Raw genomic sequence first — 15,241 nt, forward strand, 5'->3', positions numbered from 1 at the left:
CGTATGCTCAACTGACTTAAGTCTATATGTTCAAATTTTCAATTTGAACAGGTAATAAAAAAAATCACTTAATCTGTGATTTTTCACAAGCTGGCACACTGTTTCAAAACATGAAACAAAAGCTTACCTTTAATAACTATTTGTCATTTATTAAAAAAGAGATAAGAATATGTTGATCAAGTCCTTAGCTATTGAGCGCTTGATCGTCATACTATTATATCCTCACTCTCTTTTAAAAGACTTATATTTTCTTAGACTATTCCACTGATTCTCATATGAACAGGAAAATAAAATCAAGGCTTTTAAGCCTTGGATTTTGTTATTTATGAAACACATTTAACTACTCTTGCTTAAATCTCTTACTTTATCATCAATAATAATTATCAGTATATTTTTTATGATAAATAAGCGAAATAAGATTAGAATACATCTCTAATATAACGGACGATGAATAACTAAATTCTTCAGATAATTCAATATATTTATGAACAAAAGGAAAATGTTTTAACTTATTTGCAGTTATCATATATATTTTAGGACCATTTTCTCTATCCATAACACTCAAACGATCCAGCACTCTTTCTAAAAATCTTCCCCCGGCACTAAAAATAATAATCAGATTTTGATCATCTAAAGTCTCCAGCATTTCTCTTTGTTCATTTGGATCCTGTGTTGAATAAATGAATTTATGTAAAATCGTTAAATAATATTGAAGGGAAATAGCCGGAAAACTAGATTGAACATGTCCCATTAAAACTACTCTCTTATAGTCATGAATATCTTTAACTAACTCTTCGAGAGTGTCCGTATCCATATTTTGATTTAAATAATTAATTATTTCTTTAGAACGTTCGAAATAGTTCACAACATAATCTTTGGTTGTAACACCATCAATATGAGAAAATCTTTCTGCAATAAATGAGTTATATGTTGCAATCGCATATTGAAGCTCCATAAAATCCTCATACCCGATTTTACGACAGAAGCGGCTAATTGAAGACTTTGATACATTACAATTATCAGCTAATTCTTTAGTAGTAATTACCTTTCGCCTATCAAGATTTTCTAAAATATACTGTGCGATAATAAAATTCATTGAATTTGATGATTCTCTATTGATTACATTTAATAATTGAATCCTTATATTACTCATAAAATATCCCTTAACCTTTCCTTATATTATAAGATATCTTGATTCTAATTACTAGAAAGAAAAATTTGAGTTTCATTTTTTCTTGAAATCATCTATTTAAATATCTCGTAGATATGTCTTCAACACTTAAAAATATTACTTATGTAAAAAAGGTATGATATGGTCATACCTCTTTATCATTTTTATAATAACGGCTATCTTGATATAAAATAACCTCATCATTAGCTAATGATTTTTTTACATCTATTAATCGTTGATTTGAGGATCCACGGAATCTTAATTTACGATCCTTCAATGCTTCAACAAACGGTCCATCAATTAAAACATCTAAATATGATAAAATCTCAACATCAAAATCTTTGATTTCTTCATATAAGAAAGAAGAATATAACCAGATTGTCTTATTAGGACATTGTTCCTTAAGATGTTTTAATAAAATGGAAACATCCTGGCGATTTTCCAACTCTAATGGTTCACCACCAAGAATCGTGATTCCTACGATATGCGGCTGATTTACTAATTTAATTAAAATATTTTCAGTTTTTAAATCAAATTTATTCCCGCCAGTAAAATCCCAAGTTTCGGGATTAAAACAGTTTGGACAATGTCGTTTACAACCTTGAACATATAAAGATACCCTAATTCCTTCTCCGTTAGCAATATCCGTTTTTCGAATTTGAGCATATCTCATCGTTACTCACCATAAAGATGATTATCTAAGTGAACAAAACGTTCAGCAATTTCTTGTGTTCTACCTTGATTCCAGAAATTATCACCTAAATAACCACAAGTACGACGACAAACATTTAAAGTTTTATGATTACGATTTCCACAATTTGGACAATACCATTCCCGATTTTCATCTAGTAAGATTTCGCCGTCAAATCCGCATTCCTGACAATAATCTGATTTTGTATTAATCTCTGCATATTGAATTGTGTTATACATATAGTCAATCAACGCTGATAAAGCATCTAAATTTTCTGACATATTAGTGACTTCAACATAACTGATTGCTCCGCCAGAAGATACTTTTTGGAATTTTGCTTCAACTTGCAGTTTATCAAAAGCATCAATATGTTCTTTAACATTAACATGGTATGAATTTGTTAAATAATCCTTATCAGTAATTCCTTCAACAATTCCAAAACGTTTCTTTAATGCTCTAGCGAATGTATATGTAGTTGATTCTGCTGGAGTTCCATATAAACCAAAACCTAATCCTGTTTCTTCTTTCCAGCTGTCACAAGCACTTCTTAAACGTTCCATGATCTTTGTTGCTAACTCATTTCCTTCTTTAGAAGTATGAGTTTGACCAATTAAAGCTACAACACATTCATATAAACCAATATACCCTAAGGAAATTGTTGAATACCCATTTTCCAAAAGCTTATCAATTGGTTTCCCTGACTCTAAACGAGCTAAAGCTCCATAACGCCAATGAATCGGGCTAACATCTGCTAGTGTTCCTTTTAAACTTTCATGACGTAACATCAAGGCCTCTTTACATAATTCTAAACGTTCATCTAAGATTTTCCAAAAGTTATCTAATTTATGATTAGCTGACAGACCAGCATCAGCAAGATTCAATGTCACTACTCCTTGATTAAAACGACCATACCACTTGTATTCACCATTTTCATCTTTCCATGGTGATAAGAAACTACGGCATCCCATGCAAGGGAATACTTGTCCCTCATAGTTTTCACGCATGATCTTAGCAGAAATAAAATCTGGCATCATTCTCTTTGAGACACATTTAACTGCTAAATCCGTTAAATAACGATACTTACTATCTTGCGGTACATTATTATCATCAAGAACATATAAAAGTTTTGGGAAAGCTGGTGTCACATAAGCCCCAACAGGATTTTTCATTCCAATAAATCGTTGTTTTAATGTTTCTTCAATTAGCATTGCTGTTTCTTCAATATATTCAGGTTCTTCTCTTAAATACATAAACACTGATAAAAATGGTGCTTGTCCATTAGTAGTTGAGAAAGTATTAATTTGATATTGAATCGTTTGAATTCCGGCTTTAATTTCATCTTGTAGGCGTGATTTAGCAATCTTAATAATTTGTTCTTCACTATAGTCAATTCCAATCAAACGACCTTCATTACGAACATTTCGTTGGTGCTTCTCATAACTTAAACGCACATATGGTGATAAATGAGCTAATGAGATAGTTTGTCCACCATATTGACCATTAGCTACTTGTTGTACGATTTGAGTTGCCACAGTACAAGCTGTTTGTAATGATTTAGGTGTTTCAATCAACTTATCATTAATAACTGTTCCTTTAGCAAACATATCCTTTAAATTGACAAGATCGCAATTATGCATTTTTTGGATATAGTAATCCATATCATGGAAATGAATGATTCCATCATCATGTGCCTGAACAATTTTAGGTGGTAATAATAGCCGCCGACAATAATCTTTTGAAAATTCACCAGCAATCAAATCTCTTTGAGTTGCTAAAACTGTAGCATCTTTATTTGAATTTTCTTCCATTGCTTCTTTATTAGTTTGGTTTACAATTCCATATATCTCTTTGTCAATCGTATTTGTTTCTCTTTGAAACTCCCGAACTTTACGATATCCTTCATATGCTTTAGCAGTTAAGATTTGTCCTTTTTCAATTAATTTTTCAAAAACTTGTCCCTCAATTCGATATATCGAAATATTATTATCACTGAATTGATGCCAGTTTTCTATCTCTACAGCAATATCATGAGCACATTTAGAATCAACGATCCCGCTTCCGCACTGCATTGCTTTTAAAATTGCTTTTTCAATTTTTGAAGCATCAAACTCAACGCTTTGCCCATCTCTTTTAATAACTTTCATTCTGTTCCCTCCTAAAAATCTCTTTTATTATGTTAACACTAAAACTTTTTTTATAAAAATAATACGCATCATCACCTCATTAAAATATTCAATTGGCAATGCACACAAATATTAATTATAACTGATATTTATATTAATTTCTCTAGTTTTTTTCAATTTTAGAAAATTAGTAAATTATCTATTTTGATACATCTAGTACTATCATCATCTAACAAAAATAATTGCTATTTTCCTAAAATATCAACAAAAAATATTTGTTTACTACTAATAGAGCATTTTACTTTTCAAGTCGATAATTCTCTAATATACTAATTTACGAAACTTATTATGGAGGACAAAAGAATGTACGTAATCAAGAAAGATAATACTAAAGAGCTTTTTAATATACAAAAAGTTGTAACAGCAATCAATAAATCTGCGACACGCTGTTTATATAAATTCAAAGAAGGTGAAGAAGCACAAATTTGTGATTTTGTTGAAGCCCGAGTTAAAGATTTCAATAGCAATGAAATTACTATCTCTCAAATGCACAATGTTGTTGAAGGTGCTTTAGATGCAATCAACCCTAAAGTAGCAAAAAGCTATCGTGATTACCGGAACTACAAACAAGACTTCGTGGCAATGTTAGATGAGGTCTATAAAAAATCACAATCAATCATGTATATTGGAGATAAAGAAAACAGTAATACTGATAGTGCTTTAGTATCGACCAAACGAAGTTTGATTTTTAATGAATTAAATAAAGAGTTATATAAAAAATTCTTCCTTACGACTGAAGAACTACAAGCTATTCGTGATGGTTATATCTATATTCATGATATGTCTGCCCGCCGTGATACAATGAACTGCTGCCTTTTTGATGTTAAAAGCGTTCTTGAAGGTGGATTTGAAATGGGAAATCTTTGGTATAATGAACCTAAAACTCTAGACGTAGCTTTCGATGTAATTGGTGATATTACTTTATCAGCAGCTAGTCAACAATATGGTGGTTTTACTGTTCCTAGCGTTGATTTATTATTAGAACCATATGCCATCAAGACTTTTGATTTATTTTATGAAAAATATCTAAGTTTAGGATTAGATCCAGAAACTGCTTCAAAAGTAGCTGAGGGTGATGTTTTAAATGAATTTAGACAAGGGTTCCAAGGATGGGAATATAAATTTAATTCAGTTTCATCCAGCCGAGGTGACTACCCTTTTATTACAATGACGACAGGAACAGGAACTGGCAAATTTGCGAAAATGGCTTCAATTGAAATGCTTCATGTTCGTCGACGTGGACAAGGAAAAAAAGGAAATAAAAAACCGGTTTTATTTCCTAAGATTGTTTTCTTATATGATGAAGAACTCCATGGCGAGGGTAAAGATCTTGAAGAATTATTTGAAGCAGCAGTATTATGTTCAAGCAAAACAATGTATCCTGACTGGCTCAGCTTATCAGGTGAAGGATATGTAGCTTCAATCTACAAAAAATATGGAGAAATCATCTCTCCAATGGGATGCCGGGCCTTTTTATCACCTTGGTATCGTCGAGGAGGAATGCATCCTGCTGATGAAAATGATACTCCCGTATTTGTAGGACGCTTTAATATTGGAGCGATCAGTCTCCACTTGCCTCTTATTTATGCTAAAGCAAAACAAGAAAGTAAACCTTTCTTTGATGTATTAGATTATTATTTAAACTTAATTAGAAAGTTACATTTACGAACATATGATTATCTTGGTGAGATGAAAGCCTCTGTTAATCCTCTTGCTTATTGTGAAGGAGGCTTCTATGGTGGGCATCTTGGTCTACATGATAAAATCAAACCTATTTTAAAATCTGCTACTGCTTCTTTTGGAATAACTGCTTTAAATGAATTAGAACAGTTAGCACATAAAAAATCATTAGTTGAAGATGGTTCATTTGCTTTAAAAACAATGGAACATATTAATCAAATGGTTGAAAAATTCAAAGAGGAAGATGGTCGTTTATATGCTATTTATGGGACCCCAGCAGAAAACCTCTGTGGTCTTCAAGTGCAACAATTCCGAAAAAAACATGGTGTAATTGAAAACGTTAGTGACCGTGATTATGTCAGCAACTCTTTCCATTGTCATGTTTCTGAAGAAATTAGTCCTATTGAAAAACAAGATAAAGAAAAACGTTTTTGGGACTTATGTAATGGCGGTAAGATTCAATATGTCAAATATCCAATCGATTACAACATGCAAGCTTTTAAAACCTTACTTAAACGTGCAATGAGATTAGGCTTTTATGAAGGTGTAAATCTATCATTATCCTATTGCGATGATTGTGGCCATGAAGAATTAAATATGGATGTTTGCCCAAAATGTGGAAGTAAAAACTTAACAAAGATAGATCGGATGAACGGTTATTTATCATATTCACGAGTTAAAGGGGATACGCGTTTAAATGATGCAAAAATGGCAGAAATTGCAGATCGGAAATCAATGTAATGAATTATCATAATATAACAAAAGATGATATGTTAAATGGTGAAGGGCTCCGAGTAGTTCTTTGGCTTTCAGGATGTACCCATCGATGTCCGGGATGTCACAACCCTCAAACATGGGATGTCACTAGCGGTATTCCTTTTGATGCTGAAGCTAAAGCTGAAATCTTTACAGAACTTGATAAAGATTACATTTCTGGAATTACTTTCAGTGGTGGTGATCCGCTCCACCCTTCCTCAATTAATGAAGTTGGTCAATTGATTAAAGAAATTAAAGAACGTTATCCTGATAAAACAATTTGGCTATATACCGGTTTCCAATTTGATGATATTAAAACGATTGATTTTATCAAAAATATTGATGTAATCGTTGATGGGCGCTTTGAAATTACCCAATTAGATCCTCAATTACATTGGAAAGGTTCTGCAAATCAACGTGTAATTGCAGTAGGCCCAACGCTTGCTTTTAATACAATTATTCTTCATGACGATAACTAGGATGGCCATAGCCACCCTAGTTTTTATATATAATACAAATCCTGACCTAATGCTTTTAATGCACTTTCATCCGTAATCAAGTAATTGCCTCGTTTAACCTTACAAAGATACCCACACTGACAAAAGTCATTTAAGACTCGCTGTAACTGACGATAACTGCACCCGATCATTTCTGCTACTTGAACAAAATTATCCTTGATGATCAATTGTTGAGCACTCGAAATAAGATATGAAGCTAAACGATTTTCAACTGGATAATTAATTGAAATAGCAGTATTATGATTAGCATGATATAGCCGATTTGAAAGTGTTCGTGCTAAATAACGCATAAATATTAAATCATGTAATAAAATATCTTCATATTGCGCCACTGATATTCTAAAACAAACTGTATTTTTGAGTGCGTAAACATCATTAGTGACTTCATGATGATTTAGAAATTCAACTTCTCCAGTAACTGTGATTGGATTAGAAAAAGCTGATAAAACTGTTGTTCCATTCGCAGTCGTTCGACAGCTTTTAATTCTTCCAGATACAAGAATATATAAATATTCTAATATCTGCCCTTGATGTAATAGATGTTCAGCCTTAGAAAACTCACATAATTCAAGATACTGATAATTATCATCACTCATCATCTGCTCAACTTTAAGCAAATTGATATAATACTCTCGATTTTTCATATATATCACCACCTTAAATATGACATATGTCGTATTTAAAAGCAATATCTTTTCTTTATAATAAATTTGGAGGTGTTAACTATGTATTTATTATTATCTTTTTTATGTGGTTTAATCGTATCGACCATGAATATTTTTAATGGTCAACTATCTGCCCACTGTGGTGCTTATCTAGCAACCGTTATTATTCATTTGATTGGTTTAATTACTTTTACCTTGATCATGTTTTTAAAAAAGCAAGAAATCTCCTTTAAACATCATTTACCCTTTATTTTATACACTGGCGGAGTAATTGGTGTACTAACTGTAATTTTTAATATTATCGCTGTCAATAATATTGGTGCAGCTTTGTTAACAGCATTAGGCTTACTGGGTCAAATGATTATTTCTATCATCCTAGAATCTAAAGGCTGGCTAGGGTCATTAAAAAGAAAACTAACACCACTTAAATGGTTAAGTTTAATAATTGTCACAATTGGAATTGGAGTGATGGTTAAATGATTGCAATAATATGTGCAATAGCTAGCGGTATGACTATTGTTTTAAGCCGTTCCATAAATGGATATTTAGCAAAAAAAATCGGTCCTTATCAAAGCACTTTCTTTAATTACTTTACTGGTTTGCTTACTAGTTCAATTCTCTTATTTTTTACCCTGTTACCAGCATTCAAAAACATTTCATTTACAAAGATAGATCTAATAATGTTAGTTGGAGGAATAATTGGTGTCTTTAATGTTCTAATTTTAAACATCGTCGTTTCCAAAGTTACTCCAATCAAGCTAACTCTAATTACTTTTATCTCTCAATTACTTAGTGGAATGATACTAGACTATTATATCTATCACGTCTTCACCCTTAACAAATTGATTGGTTGTATTATCGTCATTATTGGATTAATTATATATCAATCTGCTGATATAAAAGTCATTTCAAATGAAGAAATTAATTCTATCTAATAATTTTCCTAATTATTTTAGATTGTCGTTGACAATCTTTTTCATGATTTTATTCAAATATTCTAACTTAGCTTTTTCATATATCTAACACATTTGTAAAAAACAGACCATTACTATATTGAGATCATAAAATCCTCATAATTTCCTTATAAAAAATTCAAAATGATAACTACAAGTAATAACATACCGTTCGCTTATATTTTCCTTTGTACTTCATTCTCCTATAAATTAAATAGCTATCTCTTTTTATCATTTCTCTCACCTCATATAGTATATTTTGTAAAGATAAGCAAAAAAATTAAAATAATAACTTCTTATTTAAATAACGAATATAAATGACACACATGATAATCGATGCCATAGAAGCAATAGGTGATGCAATCCCCATATGAAATAAAGTAATTCCGCTCAATTTACTAATTACTAAAGTTAATGGAATTCTTAAAATAAAGGTTGCCAGCAAACTATGAAGCATCGTAAAAACAGTATATCCACCACCATTTAAATAACCATTATAACAAAAGATAAAACTTGTACATAAACAATCAAAAGAATATGTTTGTAAATATAAAGCCGCATTTTTAATTACTGCCTGGTCACTAGAAAAAATTCGTGTGAAAATACTTCCATCAAATTGACAAACAATTGTCACAATCAATGAAATCGAAAGACAAAAAGCAATCCCATAACGCATTGATTTATACGCTCGTGAATACTGCTCGGCCCCAAAATTTTGAGCTGTCATCGTTGCAACAGCATTACCTAAGGCAATTGCTGGTAACATTAAAAATTCAATCAATTTTTCAACAACTCCAACAGAAGCACTAGCAACTAACCCCATACCATTGACGATTACCGTAATCAACAAAAAAGAAATACCAACTAAAGCACTTTGCAAGCCGATTGGTAACCCAACTTTTGTGATTTTCGCAATCATCGGAAGATTAAAACTAATATCTTGGCGATTAAACTTAAAACCTAATCCTTTATATTTTAGATAGATCAATGAAAAAATAAAAGCTCCTGCTTGTGCTAATACCGTTGCAATAGCAGCTCCTGCTGCTCCCATTTGATAACCATCTACCAAAATAAAATCTACAATAACATTTATTACACACGCAATTGCAACAAATAAAAGAGGTGTCTTACTATCACCTAAACCTCTTAAAATAGCACTAACTGCATTATATCCTACAATAAAAACAGTTCCTAAACTACAAATATATAAATAACTTCTAGTTGCACTGATTGCATCGTTAGGTGTATGCATTAATCCTACAATCTGATGATTAGTCAAAAATAATATAATTGAAATAGTCACAGCAATCATAGTAAACAACACAACTGAAGAACCCACTGTTGCAGCTAATTCTTTTTCCTTTTTAGCTCCAAAAAATTGTCCTAATAATACTGTGATCCCTGTTGTAAACCCAAGGATCAGGTTAGTTAGCATCGCCATTGTTTGACTACCGATAGAAACTGCTGAAACATCACTTGTTGTAGCGAAATGCCCCACCACAAATAAATCAGCAGCTCCGTATAATACTTGTAATAAGTTTGATAACATGAAGGGAATTGCAAAGAGCATCAAACTTTTAAAAACACTTCCATTTAATAATTCATCATTCATATTTTCCTCCTAAAAAAAGCTGGATAAAATAGTGGTTTGACCCACTACCTTATCCAGCATAATTTCTTATACCCTCCGGTAAGCAAGAAAATTTTACCAAGTTTGCCCTTAACTGTCAAACTTTTTATTTATTTAGTTTCTCTTAAGCAATATTAAGAAAGGTTTAATTTTATTAATTGAATAAAGTGGTACAATTCAAGTATGAAGAAACTACTAATAATCTGTTTAGTCCTCCTAACAGGATGTACTAACGCAAACGCAAAAGTAAATAAAATCGAACATCAAGATATTTTTGATCAAGTCCAATTAAGTGATTATCAAAATGTTATGATCGTAGCTCATCCTGATGATGAAACTATTTGGGGTGGAATGCATTTACTAAAAGATAAATACTTGGTTGTCTGCCTAACTAATGGTGATAACGAAATACGTTCTAAAGAATTTAAAGAGGTGATGAAAAAAACACAGAATACCGGACTTATTTTAAATTATCCTGATAAGACAAATGGTAAGCGGGATAATTGGAAATCATCATATCAAAAAATTGAAGACGATTTAAATTATCTTTTATCGAAACAACATTTTAATCTCGTTGTTACTCACAATCCTAAAGGTGAATACGGCCATCAGCATCACAAGATGACAAGTGCAATTGTTACAAGTATTGCTAAAGATCTAGCAATTACTAATAATTTAAAATATTTTGGTCTTTATTATCGAAAAACTAACCCTATCTTGCCAATGAAACCAACCTTTGATGATGATCTTACCAAACAAAAATTAGAATTAGCAGATTGTTACTCCTCTCAAAAGAAAGTCTGCCATAACTTAGGACATATGTTCCCATATGAAAACTGGATCAGCTACGATGAGTGGCATTGATCCAGTTTTTTATCTAATATTTGTTTTATCAATCAAACGATAGTAATCTAACTTTCGTTCAAGATTCTCTTCATAATTTAATTCAAAGTAACAGGCATATAAAATATCAAAAATATATAAAATTGATAATCTAGTTGAAAAAGATGAAATTTTTTTATAATGATTTTCACCAGAGCTAATATATAGGTGATGATCCGGTTTCACTTCTTTTATAGGATAATTATATGAGGAAATTAAAATAATTGGTGTTTTCCGTTCCTTCAAGATTCTAAATAAGATATCTGAAATAATTCCTCTACCGCTATATGAAACAATAATCGCTAGATGTGAGTTATCACTAGAAGCAGCCTGAAGTCGTTGTTGATATTCATCAATCGGCACATTTATACTCACACCAATTTCCTGCATTTGAAATTGAAAGTTTTGTGCAAAGTAAATATTTCCAGCTGATGTATATACATCAATGACTTGAGCCTTTTTCATTGTTGAAACGACTCGCTTAAGCTGGTCTAAACTAAATAAGTTAGCAGTAGAACTTAAGGTTTGTTCATAATCTTCTTTTAGCTTATGAATAATTTCATAATGTGTCTGAAATTGCTTAACAGGAAAATTAAAGTCAAAATTCTCTGTACTTTTTAAATACTCTTCTAAAGAACTAGTGATTTTTAGCTTCAGATCAGCAAACCCTGATAATTCAAGCTTATCACATAAGCGATAAATCGTTGCTGTTGAGACATAACAAACTGTGCTTAAATCTTTTGCAGTCATTTTTAAAATACGATCTGGATGCTCTAAAATATAGTCTGCAATGATTTTTTCATTATTCGATAGAACTTTACTATTCTTTAATTTCATTAATATATTCATCTTTATTCACCACTTTTATTTTACAATAAACAATACCAAAAAACAGTATTATTTATGTTTTAATATGATGCTAAAAAACTAAATTTAATACTTAGTTTCTTTTATTATCACTATTTTTAATTCTTAAAGCTAATAATTCTAATAAAACATATTCTTAAGTTTGTTCAACTTTAATGATTTTAAAATTAAGGTACTGTAGCTCTTGACCAAACGATTTTATTACCTGTTTTTAATAGTTCATAATTAAGCAACAAGTCATTATAAATTACAATTACTGGTGATGAAAGAATACTCATGATAGCTTGTATCAATAAAGCTAAGCGTTTTTTGTGTTCCTTCAGGAATACGACTCAAATGTACACGTTCAGCAAGTGGTAATGATAAAAATTTTACTTCACCAGCAAAGTTATTACAACCTGTTAATAACTGTCCATTAATGACTGTCCCTATTTCCACATTTAAACCCTGTAGCTAAAATAAAAATACTAATGATTAATATTTTACAATATGTTTATTGTATTTGCATTTTAAAATTTGTTTAAAGTTTATACCACTTATCCCCCTCAATAAAAGATGAATAGACATAGCCATTATCAAACACTCCAAATATAGAAATCGCTATACAATCAATTTCTAAAAAATGTAACAGTACTATATTTAAAACATCATAAATACCTTGAATTATAATACTATCCTTAATAATCCGCTTTTCATAAATCATCAATAACTCTTTCCCATATAGATGGTAATCAATAAAATTCTTATTATTATCCTGATATACTAATAAATATAAGGTAAGATTATTAGTGTTTTTATTAATAATTTACGGTGATAATTTTATTATTGTTTTATTGTTATTTACCTTATCTAATAATAGTGATTCTTTGATAAACTCAAATAATTTTAAACAATCATAGCTTGCAAATATTAGCGTTGGAATTTTTAAAACTAATTTATTAGGTAGTATTTTTTGTATCCTTGCACATTGGTAAGATATTTGTGGAGCTAAGAGCAGAACATCAAAATCCAATGCTGCTGCCAAGACCTTTTCCCAGCCAACTGCTTGAAATTGATAATTCAATTCTAATAATTCTGCCGTTTGGCTAAGTTTTTCAGCAAAATAACTAGTCGTCAAACCGCTAGAGCATGATAATAAAATTTTTAAAACAGGTTGTTTGATCGTGTTATAAATACATTCTATCATCTCTTCAAAAAGTCTTTTAGCGTGTCCTAAATTTTGCATTTGAAAATGAATATAAAATTCTAATTTATTGTCATTATTATTCATGACACAAAGCTCAATAATATTAAAACGATTAAAGGTTACACGACTTAAACTATTTTCAGCTTCAATAAGTATAATATTGGAATCATTATCATTGAAATACAATTTATAATCCTTACTAGTTTGTAGTAAGATCCATTTTTTAAAATACTCTACATAAAGCTCGCTTAAAAATTCATCCATAAAATTATCTCCTAGAGACAAGCTATTCGTTAATGATTTCAAGCGCTCGTTTTAGCACATTGGCACCATTCATCATTCCATAATCACGCATATTAATTACTTCTACGGGAACTTTACCCTCAGCGGCTTTTTGCAGACCTGTTAACTGATGCCTAACTTGTGGCCCCAACATAACAATATCCCAATCTAATAAAACTTTTTCCGCCTGCGTAAACCCCATTGCTGTGACTTCTAATTCAAGCTGTTGTTCTTTTGCCGCTTTTTCCATCTCTCGAACAAGTATACTCGTTGACATACCAGCATTACATACTAACAATATTTTCATCTCATTCACCCCTATTTATTATAAAAATCATCGTACATTTTAAGCGCTGCAGCTAATACTTTCTCTCCATTCATCAATCCGTAATCACGCATATCAATAACATCAAACGGAATCTTCCCTGCTAATATTTTCTTAACATTAGGAATAACATAACGAACTTGCGGTCCTAACAGTAATACATCAAATTCGCCTAAATGCTGTTCCAATGTTTTTTCACCAATCGCTTCAACACTGACTTCCAGTCCTCTATTATCGGCTTCCTCTTTCATCTTGTTCATTAATAAGCTGGTAGACATCCCTCCAGCACATGCTAACATAATTCTAATCATTTTCTTTTCCTCCTTGACTCCATTGTAAAAACTATTTGGATATAAAAAAATCGTTTTCTATTAAAACGAATTTTTCTTTTAATATATTGCCCTATTTACATAAAAATTATGAGAAATTTATTTCATCATTATAAGAATAACTACCAGTTCTAATAGTTATATCTTAATATCAAACCAAAATAAATTACATAAAAAAGAGAAGATACTGCTACCTTCCCCTGAATTCCTAATCTATATCTTAATAATAATGACGTTCAAATGTAGCATATTTCTTATTTAAAATGATATATGCAACAATCAAGATAATTCCAGCACCAGCACAAATAGCACCATCTAAACGTAAACTCCCTACCGGAATATCAATGCTCATTCCTAATAGACGATTTCCAATAGTAAACTCCATTGCACTAACAACTAATGGCATAAATAAACCAACTACAATACCTGAAATAACAGCAGCGATTCCACTAAATAAAGTCCATTTATAAAATGATTTATTAATCAAACCAAGTAAAACTGCTGTTAAAATAATTCCCACCACACAAATAATTCTCGTTGGAGTATCACTTAAAGTTTTATAAGTTTTAATAAATTTTTGTGTTCCTGGTGTTGTTTTTTGGACCTTTTCAACGGTACTTACAATTTTATTTTGTAAGGCACCATTTTCATCAGTAATCTTACTTTGAATTTGTTCACGCTGCTCTGTAGTGATTTTTTTACCAATTGCTTCTTCGATTGCAGGAATATTTTCATCAACAGCTTTAGATAATTGTGCAGCAATCGCAGCAGTATCAACATCACTACCATTTGCTACAGCTGCTGTAATTTGATCTAATAAATCGCTCGTCACATCATTTAAAGCACTATTATTTTTTACTGCTTCCTCAACTTTCTTGATATTTTCATTACTTACATCAGGAAATGCTTGATTAAGTACTTCTTCAATCCCGTTACTTGCCTCTTGAACAACGACAGCATTTGTAATTGCTTTAGTTGACATTGTCTTAATTGATAGATTAACACATAGGAGCATAATCAAACATAACATGACAATTGTTAATACTACATTTCCAAATTTCTTCATTTCTTTCTCCTCAATAAGATGCCTTGTTCCAATTTCTAAACTATAAGATATCTTTTC

At 30.9% G+C, this 15,241-nt stretch carries 17 protein-coding genes; 5 read left to right on the forward strand and 12 right to left on the reverse strand.

Features of this window, described 5'->3' with window-relative positions; genetic code table 11:
• Positions 1-370 precede the first annotated feature (370 nt).
• The 3 genes from KSU54_RS07455 to nrdD (KSU54_RS07465) form a co-directional block, all read right to left on the reverse strand.
• Positions 371-1,153 (reverse strand): MurR/RpiR family transcriptional regulator, encoded by a 783-nt coding sequence (locus KSU54_RS07455; RefSeq protein WP_003535052.1) that lies wholly within the window; start codon positions 1,151-1,153, stop codon positions 371-373.
• Positions 1,154-1,316: 163 nt separating this feature from the next.
• Positions 1,317-1,844, reverse strand: a complete 528-nt coding sequence (gene nrdG / locus KSU54_RS07460; protein ID WP_003535053.1) for an anaerobic ribonucleoside-triphosphate reductase activating protein — start codon at positions 1,842-1,844, stop codon at positions 1,317-1,319.
• Between the two features lie 2 nt (positions 1,845-1,846).
• The gene (gene nrdD, locus KSU54_RS07465) at positions 1,847-4,006 is read right to left on the reverse strand and encodes an anaerobic ribonucleoside-triphosphate reductase (protein ID WP_003535054.1); all 2,160 of its coding nucleotides are present in this window, start codon (positions 4,004-4,006) and stop codon (positions 1,847-1,849) included.
• A gap of 342 nt (positions 4,007-4,348) precedes the next feature.
• On the opposite strand from nrdD (KSU54_RS07465), the gene nrdD (KSU54_RS07470) reads away from it, so the two are divergent.
• Both nrdD (KSU54_RS07470) and nrdG (KSU54_RS07475) read left to right on the forward strand, forming a co-directional pair.
• Positions 4,349-6,466 (forward strand): anaerobic ribonucleoside-triphosphate reductase, encoded by a 2,118-nt coding sequence (gene nrdD / locus KSU54_RS07470; RefSeq protein WP_117792015.1) that lies wholly within the window; start codon positions 4,349-4,351, stop codon positions 6,464-6,466.
• A complete protein-coding gene (gene nrdG / locus KSU54_RS07475) occupies positions 6,466-6,960 on the forward strand; it encodes an anaerobic ribonucleoside-triphosphate reductase activating protein (RefSeq protein WP_003535056.1) in 495 nt (164 codons plus the stop codon). Before nrdD (KSU54_RS07470) ends, nrdG (KSU54_RS07475) begins: the two co-directional genes overlap by 1 nt.
• 23 nt (positions 6,961-6,983) lie before the next feature.
• Here the strand turns inward: nrdG (KSU54_RS07475) and KSU54_RS07480 are convergent, their stop codons facing one another.
• Complete coding sequence (locus KSU54_RS07480) at positions 6,984-7,643, reverse strand: cyclic nucleotide-binding domain-containing protein (RefSeq protein ID WP_003535057.1); 660 nt, start codon at positions 7,641-7,643, stop codon at positions 6,984-6,986.
• Between the two features lie 81 nt (positions 7,644-7,724).
• On the opposite strand from KSU54_RS07480, the gene KSU54_RS07485 reads away from it, so the two are divergent.
• Both KSU54_RS07485 and KSU54_RS07490 read left to right on the forward strand, forming a co-directional pair.
• Positions 7,725-8,144 carry a DMT family transporter gene (locus KSU54_RS07485; protein WP_009299369.1) on the forward strand — a complete coding sequence of 140 codons (420 nt, stop codon included), beginning with the start codon at positions 7,725-7,727 and terminating at the stop codon, positions 8,142-8,144.
• A complete protein-coding gene (locus KSU54_RS07490) occupies positions 8,141-8,599 on the forward strand; it encodes a DMT family transporter (RefSeq protein ID WP_003535059.1) in 459 nt (152 codons plus the stop codon). The genes KSU54_RS07485 and KSU54_RS07490 overlap by 4 nt, the downstream gene beginning before the upstream one ends.
• 298 nt (positions 8,600-8,897) lie before the next feature.
• Here the strand turns inward: KSU54_RS07490 and KSU54_RS07495 are convergent, their stop codons facing one another.
• Positions 8,898-10,229 (reverse strand): MATE family efflux transporter, encoded by a 1,332-nt coding sequence (locus KSU54_RS07495; RefSeq protein ID WP_008792402.1) that lies wholly within the window; start codon positions 10,227-10,229, stop codon positions 8,898-8,900.
• 201 nt (positions 10,230-10,430) lie between these two features.
• On the opposite strand from KSU54_RS07495, the gene KSU54_RS07500 reads away from it, so the two are divergent.
• On the forward strand, positions 10,431-11,111 hold the full coding sequence (locus KSU54_RS07500) for a PIG-L family deacetylase (protein WP_008792403.1): 681 nt from the start codon (positions 10,431-10,433) through the stop codon (positions 11,109-11,111).
• 9 nt (positions 11,112-11,120) lie between these two features.
• Here the strand turns inward: KSU54_RS07500 and KSU54_RS07505 are convergent, their stop codons facing one another.
• The 7 genes from KSU54_RS07505 to KSU54_RS07535 form a co-directional block, all read right to left on the reverse strand.
• Positions 11,121-11,978 carry a MurR/RpiR family transcriptional regulator gene (locus KSU54_RS07505; RefSeq protein WP_009299368.1) on the reverse strand — a complete coding sequence of 286 codons (858 nt, stop codon included), beginning with the start codon at positions 11,976-11,978 and terminating at the stop codon, positions 11,121-11,123.
• Between the two features lie 258 nt (positions 11,979-12,236).
• Entirely contained in the window at positions 12,237-12,434 is a 198-nt protein-coding gene (locus tag KSU54_RS07510) for a hypothetical protein (RefSeq protein WP_009299367.1), read from the reverse strand.
• Positions 12,435-12,516: 82 nt separating this feature from the next.
• Entirely contained in the window at positions 12,517-12,699 is a 183-nt protein-coding gene (locus KSU54_RS07515; RefSeq protein WP_003535066.1) for a hypothetical protein, read from the reverse strand.
• Positions 12,700-12,801: 102 nt separating this feature from the next.
• A complete protein-coding gene (locus KSU54_RS07520; protein WP_020994141.1) occupies positions 12,802-13,446 on the reverse strand; it encodes a PTS sugar transporter subunit IIB in 645 nt (214 codons plus the stop codon).
• 22 nt (positions 13,447-13,468) lie between these two features.
• Positions 13,469-13,771, reverse strand: coding sequence for a PTS sugar transporter subunit IIB (locus KSU54_RS07525; protein ID WP_008792406.1), 303 nt, complete (start codon positions 13,769-13,771; stop codon positions 13,469-13,471).
• Positions 13,772-13,782: 11 nt separating this feature from the next.
• Entirely contained in the window at positions 13,783-14,100 is a 318-nt protein-coding gene (locus KSU54_RS07530; RefSeq protein ID WP_003535071.1) for a PTS sugar transporter subunit IIB, read from the reverse strand.
• Between the two features lie 238 nt (positions 14,101-14,338).
• Positions 14,339-15,184, reverse strand: a complete 846-nt coding sequence (locus tag KSU54_RS07535) for a hypothetical protein (RefSeq protein WP_003535073.1) — start codon at positions 15,182-15,184, stop codon at positions 14,339-14,341.
• Positions 15,185-15,241 lie beyond the last annotated feature (57 nt).

It is taken from the genome of Erysipelatoclostridium sp. MSK.23.31 (assembly GCF_019125875.1).
Lineage (GTDB): Bacteria > Bacillota_I > Bacilli_A > Erysipelotrichales > Coprobacillaceae > Thomasclavelia > Thomasclavelia ramosa.